General features: G+C 66.8%; 16 protein-coding genes. 11 read left to right on the top strand and 5 right to left on the bottom strand.

Annotation, left to right across the window (positions count from 1 at the left end; all coding sequences use genetic code 11):
- Window positions 1-246: 246 nt before the first annotated feature.
- Genes BLQ71_RS09405 through BLQ71_RS09390 form a run of 4 tightly spaced genes read left to right on the top strand, consistent with a single transcriptional unit; the run spans window position 247 to window position 4,369 of the window.
- On the top strand, window positions 247-1,392 hold the full coding sequence (locus BLQ71_RS09405; RefSeq protein WP_074621506.1) for a sialidase family protein: 1,146 nt from the start codon (window positions 247-249) through the stop codon (window positions 1,390-1,392).
- Window positions 1,393-2,337 carry a 4-hydroxythreonine-4-phosphate dehydrogenase PdxA gene (gene pdxA / locus BLQ71_RS09400; RefSeq protein ID WP_074621505.1) on the top strand — a complete coding sequence of 315 codons (945 nt, stop codon included), beginning with the start codon at window positions 1,393-1,395 and terminating at the stop codon, window positions 2,335-2,337.
- The gene (locus BLQ71_RS09395; RefSeq protein ID WP_074621504.1) at window positions 2,334-3,239 is read left to right on the top strand and encodes a dihydrodipicolinate synthase family protein; all 906 of its coding nucleotides are present in this window, start codon (window positions 2,334-2,336) and stop codon (window positions 3,237-3,239) included. The genes pdxA and BLQ71_RS09395 overlap by 4 nt, the downstream gene beginning before the upstream one ends.
- An 11-nt stretch (window positions 3,240-3,250) precedes the next feature.
- Window positions 3,251-4,369 (top strand): iron-containing alcohol dehydrogenase, encoded by a 1,119-nt coding sequence (locus BLQ71_RS09390; RefSeq protein ID WP_074621503.1) that lies wholly within the window; start codon window positions 3,251-3,253, stop codon window positions 4,367-4,369.
- Window positions 4,370-4,373: 4 nt separating this feature from the next.
- Here BLQ71_RS09390 and BLQ71_RS09385 read toward each other — a convergent pair whose 3' ends face one another.
- The 5 genes from BLQ71_RS09385 to BLQ71_RS09365 form a co-directional block, all read right to left on the bottom strand.
- Entirely contained in the window at window positions 4,374-5,096 is a 723-nt protein-coding gene (locus BLQ71_RS09385; protein WP_074621502.1) for a FadR/GntR family transcriptional regulator, read from the bottom strand.
- Window positions 5,089-6,099: a four-carbon acid sugar kinase family protein gene (locus tag BLQ71_RS09380; RefSeq protein WP_074621501.1), complete on the bottom strand. Its 1,011-nt coding sequence runs from the start codon at window positions 6,097-6,099 to the stop codon at window positions 5,089-5,091. The genes BLQ71_RS09385 and BLQ71_RS09380 overlap by 8 nt, the downstream gene beginning before the upstream one ends.
- A gap of 103 nt (window positions 6,100-6,202) precedes the next feature.
- The gene (locus BLQ71_RS09375; protein ID WP_074621500.1) at window positions 6,203-6,940 is read right to left on the bottom strand and encodes an SDR family NAD(P)-dependent oxidoreductase; all 738 of its coding nucleotides are present in this window, start codon (window positions 6,938-6,940) and stop codon (window positions 6,203-6,205) included.
- A 131-nt stretch (window positions 6,941-7,071) separates the two neighbouring features.
- Window positions 7,072-7,947: an amidohydrolase family protein gene (locus tag BLQ71_RS09370; RefSeq protein WP_074621499.1), complete on the bottom strand. Its 876-nt coding sequence runs from the start codon at window positions 7,945-7,947 to the stop codon at window positions 7,072-7,074.
- A gap of 25 nt (window positions 7,948-7,972) precedes the next feature.
- The gene (locus tag BLQ71_RS09365; RefSeq protein ID WP_074621498.1) at window positions 7,973-8,773 is read right to left on the bottom strand and encodes a crotonase/enoyl-CoA hydratase family protein; all 801 of its coding nucleotides are present in this window, start codon (window positions 8,771-8,773) and stop codon (window positions 7,973-7,975) included.
- 171 nt (window positions 8,774-8,944) lie between these two features.
- On the opposite strand from BLQ71_RS09365, the gene BLQ71_RS09360 reads away from it, so the two are divergent.
- From BLQ71_RS09360 to BLQ71_RS09330, 7 genes are all read left to right on the top strand, one after another.
- A complete protein-coding gene (locus BLQ71_RS09360; protein ID WP_074621497.1) occupies window positions 8,945-10,114 on the top strand; it encodes a pyridoxal phosphate-dependent aminotransferase in 1,170 nt (389 codons plus the stop codon).
- Between the two features lie 14 nt (window positions 10,115-10,128).
- Entirely contained in the window at window positions 10,129-11,076 is a 948-nt protein-coding gene (locus BLQ71_RS09355) for a 2-hydroxyacid dehydrogenase (RefSeq protein WP_074621496.1), read from the top strand.
- 126 nt (window positions 11,077-11,202) lie between these two features.
- Window positions 11,203-11,736: a flavodoxin domain-containing protein gene (locus BLQ71_RS09350; protein ID WP_043143997.1), complete on the top strand. Its 534-nt coding sequence runs from the start codon at window positions 11,203-11,205 to the stop codon at window positions 11,734-11,736.
- Window positions 11,737-11,810: 74 nt separating this feature from the next.
- Entirely contained in the window at window positions 11,811-12,887 is a 1,077-nt protein-coding gene (locus BLQ71_RS09345) for a PLP-dependent cysteine synthase family protein (RefSeq protein WP_043144002.1), read from the top strand.
- A 196-nt stretch (window positions 12,888-13,083) separates the two neighbouring features.
- Complete coding sequence (locus BLQ71_RS09340) at window positions 13,084-13,386, top strand: hypothetical protein (RefSeq protein ID WP_069210004.1); 303 nt, start codon at window positions 13,084-13,086, stop codon at window positions 13,384-13,386.
- Between the two features lie 18 nt (window positions 13,387-13,404).
- Window positions 13,405-13,713, top strand: a complete 309-nt coding sequence (locus BLQ71_RS09335; protein ID WP_043144011.1) for a PAN domain-containing protein — start codon at window positions 13,405-13,407, stop codon at window positions 13,711-13,713.
- 36 nt (window positions 13,714-13,749) lie between these two features.
- Window positions 13,750-14,736 (top strand): helix-turn-helix transcriptional regulator, encoded by a 987-nt coding sequence (locus tag BLQ71_RS09330; protein WP_052244609.1) that lies wholly within the window; start codon window positions 13,750-13,752, stop codon window positions 14,734-14,736.
- Window positions 14,737-14,744 lie beyond the last annotated feature (8 nt).

Genomic DNA, 14,744 nt, shown 5'->3' with positions numbered 1-14,744 from the left:
GGGCGACGGATGGGTCGCCCGGCTGATGGCAGTGACTGTCACAGCGTCGCGTTGAATTGTCAAATTATTTTGAGGCCGGAGAGGATTTGAGAAATATTGCTTCAATAAAATCATTTCAAAACAGCAATATGCAGGACGATTATCCGACTTTCTGCGCTGCACGAATATCTCATTCAACTTGACAACTTTGGAAAATTGGCTGAACTCTGGCGCCTATCGAGGCCCCGGAGAAAGGACGGCGAGATCATGCAAGCCACGCCCACCCCGCAGGAAATTGCCTCTGGCATGGACGGGCTCTTGCGGCCCGATTCGGCTGGTGGGGCGCAGGCGCTCCTGCCCTCACCCTGTGTCCAGAATCACGCCGCGTTCCTGTCGCTGGGCGATGACGGTCTGTCCTGCCTCTGGTTTGGCGGCTCGCTGGAGGGGAAATCGGATATCTCGATCTGGCGGTCGGTGCTGCGTGACGGGACATGGAGCGCGGCGGAGAGGCTGACCGACGATCCCGACCGGTCCGAGCAGAACCCGGTGCAGTTCGACGCGCCGGACGGGCGGCGGCTGATCCTGCACACGGCGCAGCCTGGAGGAAACCAGGATCAATGCGTCGTGCGGATGCGCGAGGAGGGCGGCGCGCCACGCGACCTGCCGCTGCCGCGCGGCACCTTCATCCGTGCTCCCATCGTGGTTCGGGACGATGGCGCCTGGCTGATGGGACTGTTCCGCTGTGTCTCGCGCCCCGGCGAACGCTGGACCGGCAGCCATGACACCGCCGCGCTGGCGATCAGCGCGGATGCGGGCGAGACCTGGCGCGTGGTGGATGTGCCGGGCTCGATGGGCTGCGTGCACATGACGCCGGTGGTGCTGGGGGACGGCCACCTGGCCGCCTTCTTTCGCCGGCGCCAGTCGGATTTCGTGCACCGGACCGAAAGCCGGGACGGCGGCGAAAGCTGGAGCGAACCGGTCGCCACGGATGTGCCCAACAACAATTCGTCGATTTCCGTCATCCGGCTGGCGGACGGACGGCTGGCGATGGCCTGCAATCCGGTCAACGCCGAGATGTTCCCCGAGGCGCGGCGCGAGTCGCTTTATGACGAGCTGGGCGCGGGCGACGACCGGCCCAACGCGGCGGGCGGCTGTTACCCGATCTGGGGCGTGCCGCGCGCGCCGGTCATTGTCGCCCTGTCCAGCGACGGCGGCCTGACCTTTCCCGTGTGGCGCATGATCGAGGACGGACCGGGAGCCTGCCTGTCCAACAATTCCATCGACGGCGGGAACAGCGAGATGTCCTATCCTTCGCTCTTGCAGGATGACACGGGCGCCCTGCACCTGGCGTACACCTATCACCGGCGCGCGATCAAATACGTGCGGCTGGGCAAAGACTGGCTGGAGGGCTGAATGATCGGCATCACCATGGGCGACCCGGCAGGGGTCGGCCCGGAAATCATCCTCAAGGCGGTGGCGGCCATGGCGCCCGGCGACCGCGCGCAGACCCGGATCTTTGGCTGCCTGACCACGTTGCGCGCGGCCGAGGGGGCGGTGCGGTCGGGGCTGGACCTCGACGCGGTCGCGGTGACCGACATCCCCGTCGAGGGCGCGCCGCTGCCCTGGGGGCAGGCGGATGCGCGCGGCGGCGATGCGGCCTTCCGCTTCATGACCGCGGCGGTGGCGGCGGCCCTGACGGACGAGATCGGCTGTATCGTGACCGCGCCGCTGAACAAGGCGGCGCTGAACGCGGCGGGGCATCACTATGACGGGCACACGGGCATGCTGGCGCATCTGACCGACACGCCGAAGGCCTGGATGATCCTGGCCTCGGAACGGCTGAAGGTGGTGCACAACTCCACCCATGTATCCCTGCGCGACGCCATCGACCGGGCCACGCCCGAGGCGCTGCTGGAGACGATCCGGCTGGGCAACGCGCATCTCAAGCGGCTGGGCTATGACGCGCCGCGCATCGCCGTGGCGGGGATCAACCCGCATTGCGGCGAAGGCGGGCTTTTCGGGACAGAGGACGACACGCAGGTCACACCGGCGGTCAAGGCGGCGCAGGCCGAGGGCATCGTGGTGACCGGCCCGGTGCCCGCCGACACGCTGTTTCACCGCGCCTATTCGGGCGAGTTCGACCTGGTGGTCGCGCAGTACCATGACCAGGGGCACATCCCGGTCAAGCTGGTGGCCTTCGATACGGCGGTGAACGTCTCGCTGGGCCTGCCCATCGACCGGACCTCTGTCGATCACGGCACCGCCTTCGACATCGCGGGCAAGGGCATCGCGAGCCACGAGAACCTTGAAAAGGCCATCGCCTACGCGCGCAAGCTGGCCGCGGGGAGGGGACAATGACCCATGCCATAGAGGGGGTGCATTGCGCCGCCGCCACGCCCGTCACGCCCGCGGGGCAGCCGAACCTGCCGCTCTTTGCCGAACACTGCCGGTTGCTGCTGGAAGAGGGCTGTCACGGCATCGCCCTGCTGGGCACGACAGGAGAGGCGAACAGTTTCGGGCTGCACGACCGCATGGCGCTGGTCGAGGCGGCGGTAGAGCATGGCGTGCCCGCCGGGACGCTGCTGCCCGGCACGTCCTCGCCCTCGGTCGCGGACACGATCACGCTGACAAGACATGCGCTGGAGGCGGGCTGCAAGGGCGTCGTCCTGCTGCCGCCCTACTACTACAAGGGCGTGAGCGACGAGGGGCTGTTCCGTTTCTATGCCCGGGTGATCGAGGGCATCGGGTCGGACGCCTTGCGGGTGGTGCTCTACCACATCCCGCAGGTGACGCAGGTGCCGATCTCGCACGACCTGATCGACCGCCTGATGACCGCGTTTCCGGGGATCGTCTGCGGGATCAAGGACAGTTCCGGCGACATGGACAACATGACCGAGCTGTGCCGCCGCTTTCCCGACCTGGGGGTGCTGGCGGGCGCGGACCCGTTGATGCTGCCCCTGCTGAAGGTCGGCGGCGCGGGCTGCATCACCGCCACGTCGAACCTGCGATCCGACGCGCTGCGCGTGGTCTGGGAGGGGTGGAACGACCCGGCGCAGGCCGAGACGGTCGCCGCCGCGCAGGCGCGGATCGACGACTGGCGCGGGCTGACCAACGCCTATGTGCAACTGCCCACGGTCAAGGCCATGCTGGCGCGGTCGCGCGACGACCTGGGCTGGCTGAACCTGATGCCGCCGCTTGTCGAACTGGGCGAGGCAGAGCGGCGGGCGGTCTGGCTCCGGATGGAACAACTGGGCGGCTGAGGGAGGCTCTCATGGACATTTCACGCGCAATCACCCTGCATCTGCCCAAGCGTTTCGAGGTCGGGCAGGGCACGGCGGCCCGGCTGGGTGCCTGGGCGGGGGAGGCCCGCACGCTGGTCATCGCGCAGCCGGTGACCGCCGGGATGGTCGGCCTGTTGGGGCTGACGGGCGAGGTGCAGGTGTTCGACGGCGTGCAGCCGGAACCCAAGGACAGCGACCTGGACGCAGCGCTGGCCGCCGCGCGCGATTTCCGGCCCGAGCTGGTGGTGGGGCTGGGCGGCGGATCGGTCATGGATGTGGCCAAGCTGGTGGCGGCCCTGTGGGATTCCGACCAGGGGCTGGCCGAGGTGGCCGGGCCGAACAGGGTGGCGCAGAAATCCAGCCTGCTGGCGCAGGTGGCGACGACCGCCGGGACGGGGTCCGAGGGCGGCATCCGCGCGCTGGTCACCTCGACGGAGACGGGCATGAAGGTGGCCGTCGAAAGCCCGCACATGGCCGCCGACATCGCCATCCTCGACCCCGACCTGACGATGAGCGTGCCGCCCGCGGTGACCGCCGCGACGGGTGTCGATGCGCTGGCCCATTGCGTCGAGGCCTTTACCAACGTCAACGCCCATCCGCTGATCGACGATTACGCGCGCATGGGCATCCGGCTGGCCGGGCGGTTCCTGCGCCGCGCGGTGAGCGATGGCTCGGACGCGGAGGCGCGGGCGGGGATGCTGCTGTCGTCCTTTTACGGCGGGCTCTGTCTTGGGCCGGTCAACACCGCCGCAGGGCACGCGCTGGCCTATCCGCTGGGCACGCGGGCGGGCATTCCGCACGGGCTGTCGGTGGCGCTGCTCTTTGCCGATGTGCTGGGCTTCAACGCGCCCGCCGTGCCGGGCAAGACGGCAGAGGTGCTGGCGGCGCTGGGCCTGCCCGCCACCGACGATCCGGCACGGATCCGGGCCAGTGTGGCCGCGTATTGCGCCGATCTGGGCATCGAGATGTCGATGCAGGCCCATGGCGCGAAAGAAGGCGACCTGCGCGCCTGGGCCGAGGAGGCGCATGGCATCCGGCGGCTGATGGACAACAACCCGCGCGACATGGACGTGGACGCGATCGAGGCGATCTACCGCGCGGCCTTCTGAGGGCTCAGCCTGCCTCGCCCCGTTGCGGCTGGCCGGTGAACAGCCGGTCGCGCGAGCCTTGCAGGTGGGCGCGCATCAGGTCGCGCGCGTCCCCGGCGCGGCGGTCGCGGATCGCCTCGTAGATTTCCCGGTGCTCGGCATAGACGGCGGCCAGACCGTTGTTCGAGGCCTTGAGCGAGATGCCGTGGAACTGCATCCCCACGGCGATATGTTCCTCCAGCGCTTCCATCGCGGTGGCGAAATACTGGTTGCCGCTGGCCCGTGCGATGGCGCAGTGAAAGGCGAAATCCGCGTCCTCGCGGTGGCGCGACTGTTCGGTGGCGTCGCGCATCAGTTTCAGCGCGGCCTCGATCGCCGCCAGCCCGGCGGCATCGTGGCGCTCTGCGGCGCTGGCGGCGGCCTCGGGCTCCAGCGTCAGGCGGAATTCGTAGCAGCGTTCCAGGTCGGCGATGCTTTGCAGGTTGCCGAAACCCAGCGGTTCGCGCAGGCCGGACTGGCGCACGAAGCTGCCCGCCCCGCGCCGGGAATAGATGAACCCCTGTTCGCGCAGCTTGCGCAGCGCCTCGCGGATCGTGGGGCGCGACACCTGGAATTCGGCGGCGAGGTCGTTTTCCGTCGGCAGACGCTCGTTCTCGCCATAGGCGCCGGACTTGATCGAACGCACGAGCTTGTCAAAAACGTCCTCGGACAGGCTCTTGCGCTTGGTGCGGGTGGTCTTGTCAGCCATGCGCCCGCGCTCCTTCGGTCATGGCGGCAAGGCGCAGGAACGTGTCGGGGGTGCCGAAACCGCCGGACTTGGTCACGATGCTGCGGGGACCGACCCGGCAGCAGGGCAGGCCGGGCAGGATCTCGCCCGCCACGGTCATGACGTCGATGCCCATAGCATCCAGTGCCGCCTCGGCGGTGGCGCCGCCGGTGATGACCACCGTGCCCGCCCGGTCGAGCCAGGGCGCGAGGCCGCCGGCAAAACGCTGGGCAGCTTGTGCGGGCGGCGTTTCGGGGCCGTCCGTCATCTGGATCAGCGTCACCGGCGCAGCGTTGTTCGGGGGCGGCGGAACGACCCCGGTGGGCGCCGTGACATGCACAAGGTCGGGCCGCGCGGCGCGCAGGGCGGCGACCTGTTCCAGCGTGATCGGATCGGTAGAGCCGACGGCGATGGTCAGCGGGCCGTCCAGGTGCGGAACGGGTGCAGGCGCCTGATCCCCGCGCAGCGCCAGCGCGAGGCCGCGCGCACCGACAAGGATCGTGCCCGGGGCTGCGGCGGCAAGGGCGGCGCGCATGTCCTCTGCCGTGAGGGTGTCGGGGATCGTGGCGGGCCGTCCGCCAAGGGCGGCGGCCACGTCGATGGGGGTGTCCACGCCAAAGCCGCTGACCTGGCCCGCGCGCACGATCCGCCCGAAATCGGGGATCGCCGGGGCCACCAGCAGCGGGCGGTCCGGAAGGGCCGAAAGCTCTGCCGCGATGTTGCCCTTGAGCCGCGAATCCACCTTCTTGAACAGGCGGATGCCCCCGGGCAGCGAGGCCAGCACCCGGGCCACCCTTGCGCGCGCCTGCTCTGCCGGGATCTCGCGGGAGCGGGTCGAAACGGCGAGGATATCGTGCGGATGTTCCAGCGCCCGATCCAGCGCCGCGACGCTGGTGGCGACAACGACCCGCGCAGGCCCGGCCAGCGGCGCCGCGCTGTCGAGCGCGCCGGTCAGATCGTCGGCGATGATGACGGTGTCCTGCATCTGCTATGGGCCAGGTAAATTTGTCTGATCTTCTTACGATTTTGTTTTTAGGTCAAGGCCTTGTTGTCTTGAATGTGTAAGGTTGTCGGGCAGCTGTCCCGGCTCAGTTCATGTAGGTTCCGCCATTGGCGTTGATCGTCTCTCCGGTGATGAAGCCCGAGGCATCGGAGGCGAGAAAAGCGACGATCTCGGCGATCTCTTCGGGTGTGCCCAAGCGGCCCAGTGGCACCCGCGCCGTGACGGTCTTGCGGTACTCCGCACTCCACTGGTCGGACATATCGGTTTCAACCGGACCGGGGCAGACCGCGTTCACCCGGATGCCATTCGGCGCCATTTCCTGCGCCAGGTGCATGGTCAGGTAATTGACCGCCGCCTTGGAGGCGCCATAGGCGGGGGCGGCGTTGCGATGTGGCGTCTTGGCGGTGGTCGAACTGACGTTGACGATGCTGCCGCGCCCCTGTGCGATCATCGTCGGCAGGACCGCGCGGCAGAAATGCAGCGTTCCGTTCAGGTTTACGTCCATGACCCGCTGCCAGTCGTCCAGCGGCATTTCCAGTGTGGAGGACCGGGTGTTGATCCCGGCGTTGTTCACCAGCACGTCGATCCGTCCGAACCGTGCCAAAGTGGCTTCGACGGCGCGGCTCGCCGTTTTTGGGTCAGCCACGTCACCGGCAAGGATCGCTGCCTGTGCGCCGTATGCGGTGACCTCCTGGGCTAGCTCTTCCAGCTTGGCGGTATCGGTGCCATGTAACAGAACATTCATGCCTGCCCGGGCCAGTCTCAGGGCAGAGGCCCGCCCGATGCCCCGGCTGGCGCCGGTGATGAGTGCCACGTCTGTCATGGCCTGCCTCCCCTGCCGTGCCGATCACCGGAGCGTATCGGCCCCGTGACCGGGGGCAAGGCCCAAAGCCCGCGCGGCGCCTCTGGCGCGCGGGTTGGGGTATTTTTGCCAAGAAGAAGCCCGGGGCCGCCTCAGAGGCTCAGCAGGCGCTTGGCGTTTTCCTTGAGAATCAGTGGACGCACTTCGTCGCGGATGTCCAGCTCCTCGAAATCCTTCAGCCAGCGATCCGGCGTGATGGCGGGCCAGTCCGAGCCGAAGAGCATCTTCTTCTTCAGGATCGTGTTGGCGTATTGCACGAAGATCTTCGGGAAATACTTGGGCGACCAGCCGGACATGTCGATGTAGACGTTGGGCTTGTGCTGGGCGACCATCAGGCCCTCTTCGGTCCAGGGGAACGAGGGATGCGCCAGCACGATGGGCGTGTCCGGGAAATCCACCGCCACGTCGTCGACATGCACCGGGTTCGAATATTTCAGCCGCATCCCCATGCCGCCGCGCATCCCCGATCCGACGCCGGTCTGGCCGGTGTGGAACAGCATGACCGCGCCTTCCTCGGCAATCGCCTCGTACAGGGGATAGGCCCAGCGTTCGTTGGGGTAGAAGCCCTGCATCGTCGGGTGGAACTTGAACCCCTTGACGCCGAACTCCTTGACCAGGCGGCGCGCCTCGCGGGCGCCGGCCTTGCCCTTGGAGGGGTCGATGCTGGCGAAGGGGATCAGGATGTCGTCGTTCTCGGCGGCGATCTGGGCCACTTCCTCGTTCGAGTAGCGGCGGAAGCCGGTCTCACGTTCGGCATCGACGGGAAAGATCACCGCGCCGATCTTGCGTTCGCGGAAATACTCGGCCGTCTGCTGGACCGAGGGCAGCATGCCGGAGGCGCCCGCCGGGTTCTTGAAATACCTGGCCATGCCGGCCTGGAACTCGTCATAACCGTCGTCGCGGGGGCCGCAGCAGGGTTCCTCGGCATGGGTGTGGATGTCGATGGCGATCAGATCGTCGACGTTCATCATGGTCTCTCTCCTATGCCTTCGGTCAGCTGGTGGGCGCCTGCACCTTGGCGGCGCGCTTTTCCAGGAAGTCCTTGAGGCGCTGCTTGGCCTCGGGCGTCATGGTGGCCAGCGAGGCGACCATCGCCTCTGTGAAGAGCCCGTCATCGGCGGACATGTCCGCGATGCGGGGCAGGGCGTTGAGAATGGCGTAATTGGTGAACTCGGCGTTTTCCGCCATGCGGTGCGCGATCTGGCGCGCGCGGGTCAGGGCCGTGCCGTCCTCGACGACGTAGGACACGCCGCCCCAGCGTTCCATGTCACTGGCCGAAACCGACCGCCCGGTCAGCATCATGTCGCCCATCCGCGCCGGGCCGATCAGACGCGAGATGCGGACAGAACCGCCGCCGCCGACGAAGATGCCGCGCGTCCCCTCGGGCAGGGCGAAAAAGGCGCTTTCCTCGGCCACGCGGATATGGGTGCTGGAGGCCAGCTCGAACCCGCCGCCCACGGCCGCGCCGGTGATGGCGGCGACGAAGGGGATCTCGCCCAGTTCGATGCTCTCGAAGGTGCGGTGCCAGAGGCGCGATCCCTTGACCGCCTCGAACAGCGGTTTCTCGGAATGCTCGGCCAGGTCCAGCCCGGCGCTGAAGTTCTTGCCGTGACCGTGGATCACGCCTGCGCGGGCCTCGGTGGTGGCGCGGGCCACGGCCTGGCCCAGCGCGATCACGAAACGGTCGGAGAGCGCATTGCGCTTGTCCGGGCGGTTCAGCCCGATGACGGCGATGTCGCCGTCCAGTTCATAGGTGATCAGGCCGTCGCCCATCGTTTCCGGTTGTGCCGTCATGTCGGAAAACTCCTCCCCAGGGTGCCGCGCTGGCGGTAAATTCGTTTCCAAGTAAACAATTTCCGCCGCCGGAGTCAATCGGGCTTGCGCCTTGGGCTGGTGGCATATCCGCTTTTCCTTGCGGGGCTTCTGGTATACCAAAATGACGAAACGAGGCGCCGGGGAGGACGCATGAGTGATCTGAAACTTGCCGCGGGCATGTCGCGGCTGGGCACTGAATCCGCCTTTGTCGTGCTGGCGCGGGCCGGAAAGCTGGCCGCCGAGGGGCGCGACATCATCAACCTGGGTATCGGGCAGCCGGATTTCGCCACGCCCGAGCACATCGTCGAGGCCGGGATCAAGGCGCTGCGCGACGGCCATCACGGCTATACGCCGGCCAATGGCATTCCTGCCCTGCGCGAGGCGGTGGCCGCCGACCTGCACCGCCGCCACGGGGCAGAGGTGAACCCCGACAACGTGGTTGTGGTGCCGGGTGGCAAGCCGACCATGTTCTTTGCCGTCCTCATGTTCGGCGAACCGGGGGCGGAGATCATGTACCCGAACCCGGGATTTCCGATCTACGAAAGCGTCATCAAGTATTCCGGCGCCACGCCGGTTCCCATCGCGCTGAAAGAGGAAAACGATTTCGCCTTTTCCGCCGAGGAGGTGCTGGGCCAGATCACCGACAAGACGCGGCTGATCATCATCAACTCGCCCGCCAACCCGACCGGCGGCGTGACGCCCAAGGAAGAGATCGACAAGCTGGTCGCCGGTCTGGCTGACCATCCGCATGTGGCGCTGATGTCGGACGAGATCTATTCCAACATGCTCTATGGCGGTCGTCAGCATGTGTCCTTGCTGAACTATCCCGAGATCCGTGACCGGCTGATCGTGCTGGATGGCTGGTCAAAGACCTATGCCATGACCGGCTGGCGCATCGGCTACGCGGTCTGGCCGGATGCGCTGGTGGATCACGCGACGCGGCTGTGCATCAACGACCATTCCTGCGTGAACGCGGCGACGCAATACGCGGGGATCGCCGCGCTGGAAGGGCCGCAGGACGCGGTGCGCGAGATGGGCGCTGCCTTCGACGCGCGGCGCGAGGTGATCGTGCGAGAGCTCAACGCGCTGCCCGGCGTGCGCTGTGCCGATGCGGCGGGGGCCTTCTATGCCTTCCCGAATGTCGAGGGCACGGGGTTGACCTCGAAAGAGGCCGAGACACGCTTTCTCGAAGAGGCGGGCGTGGCCACGGTGGCCGGCACGTCCTTTGGCGCCTGGGGAGAGGGCTATCTGCGCTTTTCCTACGCCAATTCGACCGAGAACATCCTGGAGGCGCTGGCGCGCATCCGAAAACTTCTGTGAAAGGGGCCAATGCCATGAGCGATACGCAACTGCTGATCTGCGGAAAAAGCTTCAAGCAAGACGAGCGTGACCGGCTGAGCACGGCCTATCCGGCGGTCTTCGTCGACGGGCCGGGCGACATGGCGGGGCTGGATTCGACCCTGCGCGCCAGCATCCGCGCGGTGGCCTACAAGGGGCACGCGCCCTTCGGGGCCGAGCAGATGGACCTGTTCCCGCAACTGGGCGTGATCGCCAATTACGGTGTCGGCTATGATGCCATCGACGTCGAGGCCGCCAGCGCCCGCAGCATCGCGGTGACCAACACGCCGGACGTGCTGTCGGACGACGTGGCCGACCTGGCGGTCGGGCTGATGATCGCCCAGGCGCGGACGATGATCCGGGGCCATGCGCATGTCGCCTCGCAGCGCTGGGCGAAGGAAGGAGAGATCCCGCTCAATCGCAAGGTGTCCGGCTCGAGTGTGGGGATAGTGGGGCTGGGCCGCATCGGGCGCGAGATTGCGGACCGTTTGGCGGCCTTCAAATGCGAGATCCACTATTCCTCGCGCTCCGAGAAGGAGACACCGGGCTGGACCTATCACCCGGAAGTGGTGTCGCTGGCGCAAGCGGTGGATTTCCTGGTGATCGCGCTGGTCGGCGGGGCCGAGACCAAGGGTCATGTGACCCGCGAGGCGATCCAGGCGCTGGGGCCGCGCGGCGTGGTCATCAACATATCGCGCGGGACGACCGTCGACGAGGGCGCGTTGCTGGATGCGCTTGAAGCGGGCGAGATCGCCGGGGCGGGGCTGGACGTCTACGAGAACGAGCCCAATATCGACCCGCGCTTCCTGAAGCTGGACAATGTGGTGTTGCAGCCGCACCAGGGGTCGGGGAGCGTCGAGACGCGGACAGCGATGGCGGAACTCCAACTGGCCAATGTGGCGGCTTTCCTGAAGGGTGAACCGCTGGTGACGCCGGTCAACTGAGGGCGTTCGGAAGGGTGGGTTGAAACAACCCACCCTACGGAGACGGATCCGCCGGATCTCACATGACCTCGGTCAAGGCAACGGGGCACCTGTTGCGCCATCTTGCGCGCAACAGGAGGGACGCCCATGAAAATGCTCATCGCCTATGCCTCGACCGAGGGGCAGACCCGCAGGATCGCCCGGTTTCTCATGGACCGGCTGGCCGATCAGGGACATTCGGTCGAGCTGTTGCCCGTTACTGAGGCCGCGGACATCGACCTGACCCGGTTCGACCGGGTGATCCTGGCGGCCTCGGTCCACCTGGGGCATTACCAGAAGGACATGGGCGAATTCGCGGCCAGGCATGGGGCCGCGCTGGACCAGCTGCCGGTGCTTTTTGTCTCTGTCTCGCTGGCCGCCGCCGGGCATGACGCCGAGGAATGGGCCGACCTCGACCGGATCGTGTCGGATTTCGCGCAGGCGACCGACTGGCATCCGAAGAAGGTGGTGCAGGTTGCGGGCGCCTACCGGCCCTCGGAGTACGACATCTTTCGCCGTTTCGTCATGCGCCGGATCGTGGCGGCCAAGGACCCGCAGGCCGACCCGGACAAGGATCACGAATACACAGACTGGCAGGCGCTGGGCGCGGCCCTGGATGACTGGCTGTCCGCCAAGGGCTGACACCCAATGGGCAGAATCGGTTAGGCTTGCCCCTAGGAACCCGCGCAAGGCGGGGGCACAAGGGGAGGAAGACCATGACACAGCGCAGCACCGAGGGCCGGGGGCGCCGCTATGACAGCGTGCTCGACACGATCGGAAACACACCCGCGATCCGCATCAACCGCATCGCGCCGGACCACGTCACGGTCTATGTCAAGTTCGAGGCCTTTAACCCGGCGGGCTCGGTCAAGGACCGTCTAGCCATCGGGATCATCGAACAGGCCGAACGGGATGGCACGCTGAAACCGGGGCAAACCGTGGTCGAGGCGACCAGCGGCAATACCGGGATCGGGCTGGCGATGGTCTGTGCCGCCAAGGGCTATCCGCTGGTGGTGACGATGGCCGAGAGTTTCTCGGTCGAACGGCGCCGTTTGATGCGGTTCCTGGGGGCCAAGGTGGTGCTGACACCCAAGGCACTGAAGGGCTTTGGCATGTATTCCAAGGCCAAGGAACTGGCCGAGACGAACGGCTGGTTCCTGGCCAGCCAGTTCGAGACCGCAGCCAATGCAGACATCCACGCCAGCACCACCGGGCGCGAGATCATGGCCGATTTCGACGGCGAGCGGCTGGATTACTTCGTCACCGGTTACGGCACCGGGGGCACGGTGACCGGCGTGGCGCGTGTGCTGCGCAGGGAACGCCCGGACACCAAGATCATCCTCAGCGAACCGGCGAATGCGGCGATTGTCGGGTCTGGCTATACGAACACCCGCAACGAGGCGCATCAGCCCACCGAGAGCCACCCGAATTTCGAACCGCACCCCATCCAGGGCTGGACCCCGGATTTCATCCCCTGGGTGCTGCAGGAAAGCATCGACAAGGGGTATTACGATGACCTGGTGCCGGTGCCGGGTCCCGATGGCATCGCCTGGTCGCGGCGGCTAGCCGCGGAAGAGGGGATCTTTACCGGCATTTCCGGCGGGGCCAGCTTTGCCGTGGCGATGAAGGCGGCAGAAAGCGCGCCGGAAGGCTCTGTCATGCTGGTCATGCTGCCGGACACCGGCGAGCGCTACCTGTCGACGCCGCTGTTCGAAGGGCTGCCGGAGGACATGACCGAAGAAGAAATGGCGATCTCGCTGTCGACCCCCACGGCGCAGATGGCCGCGGAATAGCAACGTGGTGCGCGCCCCGGGCATGACCCGGGGCGCGCGGATACCGCAGGGGCGCGGCGCGGGCTCGTCGGCGGATTGTCGCGGATGTCGGCCAAAAGGCGCGTTGAGGCCAAGACCCTGGCGCGGTCAGTCCAAGACTGCCGCGCGACCGCAGGATTAAGCTCTGGGAACCAATTCACTGTTCCCAGGAGCATTCATGCAACGATTTTCGACACTTGCAGCCGCAGCCCTGATCTGTTTCTCGGCTCCGGCCTTCGCAGAGGACGCACCCGAGAAGTGCTGGCAGTCGGCGGTCAGTACCATTCTGTCCAATGACAACGACAATCACACCGGATACGCGACCTGTCTTGCCGCCTGCGAGGCGGACGAGGCCTGCGCGGCCTGGAATTTCCGCCCCCACAGCTTTGACTCGTCGATGGCCGGGCACTGCCAGTTGCTGGGCGATGTCTACAAGACCGAAGCCTCAGACCGCGCCTTTTGCGGCAAGATCGCACGCTGAACCGAGAGGAAACCGACCATGTTCCGCACGCTTTTCCTGATGGCCACGGTCTGCATGACCGCTGTGCCGGCCCTGGCCGAGGACTACGAGCACTGCAAGCTATTGCCCGGGTCCACCTCTGCCGTGTTCAACTATGAGCAGGTCGGCCCCGCCGCCTGCGAGCAGCTTTGCCGCGATACCGAGGGCTGCATCGCCTGGTCCTACACGCCGCACAACTTCAATCCGAAGTCGGCGCCCGGCGAGTGCCGGACCCTTGCGGACGTTTCGGATGACGAAGGCAGCGATCGCGACTACTGCGGTTTCCTGGATCCGGATGCCAATATCTGAAACGCGGCGCAGCCGATGCCGTGTTAACCTGGCGTCATGACGGAGATTCGGTCCGATACGAAGCTGGCCGGCGCGCCGCCTGTGCGGTTCTCGGCCAGTCACCTGCCGCCCGCGCACCGGATGGAAATCTGGCGCGAGGTCTTTGGCCGCGAGGTGATCCGGCTGGACATGGCGCCGCTGGAGGACGGCCCGATCTTTCATGACGCGGTGTTCCGGGATTTCGGCTCGGCCGCGCTTGGTCTGGGCGTCGTTTCCTCGATCAGTTGCGAGCGGACACCCGAGCTCTTGGGCGATGGCAACAACGATATCATCCTGCTGATCCCGATCGAAGGCACCGTCAGCCTGCAACAGCGTGGGGCAGAGCTGGTGGCCCGGTCCGGTGATGTGCTGGTGCGGCGGTCCGACGATGCGGGCCGCACCCTGTCCAGCAGCGGACGTTACATGACCGTCACCCTGCCGGCCCGAGCGATGGAATGCCGGGTGGCCGACATCGACCGGCTGACCATGACCGTGCTGCCCCGTGGAACCAACGGGCTGAGCCTTTTGACCGGCTATGTCCGGATGCTGATGGCAGAGGACCGGATCGATCCCGCGACGCTGGAGATGATCAGCCTGCATATCGCGGACCTGGCCGGCTGTGCCATCGGTGCCCGCCGCGATGACTGGCATATTGCCAACCAGCGCGGCCTGGCGGCCGCCCGCCTGCGCCAGATCCATGCGGCGATCCGGTTCGGCGCGGCGAACGAGGGGTTCGGCATCGCCGAGGTGGCGGGCGCCATGCGCGTGACGCCGAGCTATATCCGCAAGCTGCTGGCCAGCGAGGGCGACACATTCACCGCGCTTGTGCTGGCGCGCCGCCTTGACCTGGCGTTCGAAGCCCTGTCGGACCCGGCCCGGGACGCCGTCCCGATCAGCCGCATCGCGCTGGAGGCCGGGTTCGGGGATGTGTCCTATTTCAACCGGGCCTTCAGGAAACACTATGACGCCACGCCGCGCGACATCCGCGCGGCGCGCAAGGGGTAGCGGTCCGG

Origin of the sequence: Antarctobacter albus, from assembly GCF_900101505.1 — a bacterium.
Lineage (GTDB): Bacteria > Pseudomonadota > Alphaproteobacteria > Rhodobacterales > Rhodobacteraceae > Antarctobacter > Antarctobacter albus.
Note: the sequence above shows the minus strand (reverse complement) of the source record. Positions and strands in the feature narration are given on the sequence as shown.

Bases quoted from the DNA above. Each gene is read 5' to 3' on its own strand.
- BLQ71_RS09405 (WP_074621506.1), top strand. From the start codon at position 247: ATGCAAGCCACGCCCACCCCGCAGGAAATTGCCTCTGGCATGGACGGG.
- pdxA (WP_074621505.1), top strand. From the start codon at position 1,393: ATGATCGGCATCACCATGGGCGACCCGGCAGGGGTCGGCCCGGAAATC.
- BLQ71_RS09395 (WP_074621504.1), top strand. From the start codon at position 2,334: ATGACCCATGCCATAGAGGGGGTGCATTGCGCCGCCGCCACGCCCGTC.
- BLQ71_RS09390 (WP_074621503.1), top strand. From the start codon at position 3,251: ATGGACATTTCACGCGCAATCACCCTGCATCTGCCCAAGCGTTTCGAG.
- BLQ71_RS09385 (WP_074621502.1), bottom strand. From the start codon at position 5,096: ATGGCTGACAAGACCACCCGCACCAAGCGCAAGAGCCTGTCCGAGGAC.
- BLQ71_RS09380 (WP_074621501.1), bottom strand. From the start codon at position 6,099: ATGCAGGACACCGTCATCATCGCCGACGATCTGACCGGCGCGCTCGAC.
- BLQ71_RS09375 (WP_074621500.1), bottom strand. From the start codon at position 6,940: ATGACAGACGTGGCACTCATCACCGGCGCCAGCCGGGGCATCGGGCGG.
- BLQ71_RS09370 (WP_074621499.1), bottom strand. From the start codon at position 7,947: ATGAACGTCGACGATCTGATCGCCATCGACATCCACACCCATGCCGAG.
- BLQ71_RS09365 (WP_074621498.1), bottom strand. From the start codon at position 8,773: ATGACGGCACAACCGGAAACGATGGGCGACGGCCTGATCACCTATGAA.
- BLQ71_RS09360 (WP_074621497.1), top strand. From the start codon at position 8,945: ATGAGTGATCTGAAACTTGCCGCGGGCATGTCGCGGCTGGGCACTGAA.
- BLQ71_RS09355 (WP_074621496.1), top strand. From the start codon at position 10,129: ATGAGCGATACGCAACTGCTGATCTGCGGAAAAAGCTTCAAGCAAGAC.
- BLQ71_RS09350 (WP_043143997.1), top strand. From the start codon at position 11,203: ATGAAAATGCTCATCGCCTATGCCTCGACCGAGGGGCAGACCCGCAGG.
- BLQ71_RS09345 (WP_043144002.1), top strand. From the start codon at position 11,811: ATGACACAGCGCAGCACCGAGGGCCGGGGGCGCCGCTATGACAGCGTG.
- BLQ71_RS09340 (WP_069210004.1), top strand. From the start codon at position 13,084: ATGCAACGATTTTCGACACTTGCAGCCGCAGCCCTGATCTGTTTCTCG.
- BLQ71_RS09335 (WP_043144011.1), top strand. From the start codon at position 13,405: ATGTTCCGCACGCTTTTCCTGATGGCCACGGTCTGCATGACCGCTGTG.
- BLQ71_RS09330 (WP_052244609.1), top strand. From the start codon at position 13,750: ATGACGGAGATTCGGTCCGATACGAAGCTGGCCGGCGCGCCGCCTGTG.